The sequence below is a fragment of the Shewanella sp. 5S214 genome, assembly GCF_041439795.1.
In the GTDB taxonomy this organism is placed as follows: domain Bacteria; phylum Pseudomonadota; class Gammaproteobacteria; order Enterobacterales; family Shewanellaceae; genus Shewanella; species Shewanella vesiculosa.
In genome coordinates, this window is sequence record NZ_JBGOOV010000066.1 from 1 (window position 1) to 1,836 (window position 1,836).

The following is a 1,836-nucleotide window of genomic DNA, read 5'->3' on the forward strand; positions in this document are numbered from 1 at the left end:
TTGTTAAAAAACGTTGAAAACGTCTTTCTGGAGAAATTCTACAGCCTCAACGCCCAATTAAGCGGACGGAAACAGTTGGCTATAATGTGTAGCACAGCGGAACTCAGCCAACTGTTGGAGTTCCGGCTTAAATTGCTTGTTATGTTTCCTTTTCCCCACCTTCAAGCTCTCTTTTGTACTCTTCCAAAGCTTTCTCGTCTCTCAACTTACGCCTATGGATTTCTTTATGAGTAGAGTCATTAACTAAAACTCCAGCCTCAGGGTCTAGCGCTTGCTCTGGATCAGTGTGAAGTGATTTCTGATTTTTGTGATGAAAAGCATACCCTTTTTCTAATAGTTCACCAGTAACTTCATCGACATCTGAATCTCTAGATGTCCTTAATTTTTTTTGTTCTTTCGAGTTGAAGTCGTCCAAGTCTCTGCGAATTTTTTGAGCCTGATCTGAGTCACCAACATTTATTAGGGAATCTCTCGCATATTGCTGCAAAGCTTGTTTTGATGCACTCCTAGTTTCCTGTGCTCGTTCATCAAGTAAGCCCACCATAGCTGAACTATGAATCAGTCTTTTACCCGCAATTGACCGTTTATGCCTATCAGCGATAAAAGTGTCCACGATATATTGGGCATCTCCTTTATTTTCTTGAAGAAATATGGAGGCCTTCTCCTCATCTACATATTCAACACCATTAGTTCCAATTTTAACCCCTGACTCAACAGCACTATCTACACTTTCATACTGAGAGTCGTCGACCAGTTCATTTTTTTGTTCTGGCTTTTGATATGAACCAGCGGATACGTCTTTTAGAGTAACAGGAAGCTTTTTATTCCCCATGCTTTTTCATCCGAGCATAAATATTATTCAGTTCTGCAACCGCATCATCAGCTAAAGGGTGTTTTAATCGATCTGAGTGTAACTTAGATGTAAGTTGACGATACCAACGTTTTGACTTACTCAAAGATGAGTACATTTCCTTTTCAATACCAAGGATTGCTGCTCTTTTCTCACCTTCCATCTGCGTTAGAGCAAAAATTAGTTTTGCCTCTTCAGAGACAAATAACTGATCTGGACTCTTATTTCTTAAGTAAAGCTCATGTAAGCCTTTCCATGAACGCAAAGAGTTTGGTTTTAAACCAATCATCTTCCTAATATCTACAACAGCCTGTTTAAAGCCTCCAACTGCTTCGAAACTCTTTTTGAAGTCACTGATCGTTTTCACTCATACCTCCTGAGTTAGAAATGTCTATTTAACACACCATAACAAGTTAATGCAGAGCTTAGGAAACATAACGCCGCGAGCAACGGCACAAAATTGATGGCGACTTTATTGCGCCTTTTGCAAAAAAGGTGACAGCGAGTTTGTGTCCGATTTGACTGGCCTTGTTATGTGCTTTTTGCATATTTAACCCAAATACCCAGAAGCTGTTCATCTGTTTTATTGCCGCCATCTAGAATAGCAAAACTGAGTTCACCCATGTTTGTAGGATTAAGATAATACTCTTGCGTTCCTAAGGTAATATAAAGTGTGCTTTGCTTCATTTCTAGTTTTGCGTCACTCCAGCTTTCTGGAACATCGATTCTAGATTGCTTCCAGCCAGCTTCGCCTGGCTCCAAGATTTGATTAAGCTCAAGCATAAGACCGATGCCAAGAAGCTTTTGAGCTTGCTTTAACTCATATGATATTGCTTCAGGCTTCCATAAAACTTCAGCAGATATAGAGAGCGAAAAGAGAAACAGTGGGAGTAATATAATTTTCTTCATCGTGCTCCCTACTCGAACTGCACATAACAGCTTATTGATTAGCAGCAGGATAACCTCCTGCTTTCTTGTAAGTTTCT

The 1,836-nt window shown here is 39.9% G+C and carries 3 protein-coding genes; all 3 read right to left on the bottom strand.

Annotated features, from left to right (window positions below):
* Nucleotides 1–139: 139 nt before the first annotated feature.
* On the bottom strand, nucleotides 140–832 hold the full coding sequence (locus ACED29_RS21035) for a hypothetical protein (protein WP_371698671.1): 693 nt from the start codon (nucleotides 830–832) through the stop codon (nucleotides 140–142).
* Complete coding sequence (locus ACED29_RS21040) at nucleotides 822–1,217, bottom strand: hypothetical protein (protein ID WP_371698673.1); 396 nt, start codon at nucleotides 1,215–1,217, stop codon at nucleotides 822–824. The genes ACED29_RS21035 and ACED29_RS21040 overlap by 11 nt, the downstream gene beginning before the upstream one ends.
* A 164-nt stretch (nucleotides 1,218–1,381) precedes the next feature.
* Nucleotides 1,382–1,836: hypothetical protein (locus tag ACED29_RS21045; protein ID WP_371698675.1), on the bottom strand; the 455-nt coding region annotated here is incomplete at its 5' end.

Bases quoted from the DNA above. Each gene is read 5' to 3' on its own strand.
- ACED29_RS21035 (WP_371698671.1), bottom strand. From the start codon at position 832: ATGGGGAATAAAAAGCTTCCTGTTACTCTAAAAGACGTATCCGCTGGT.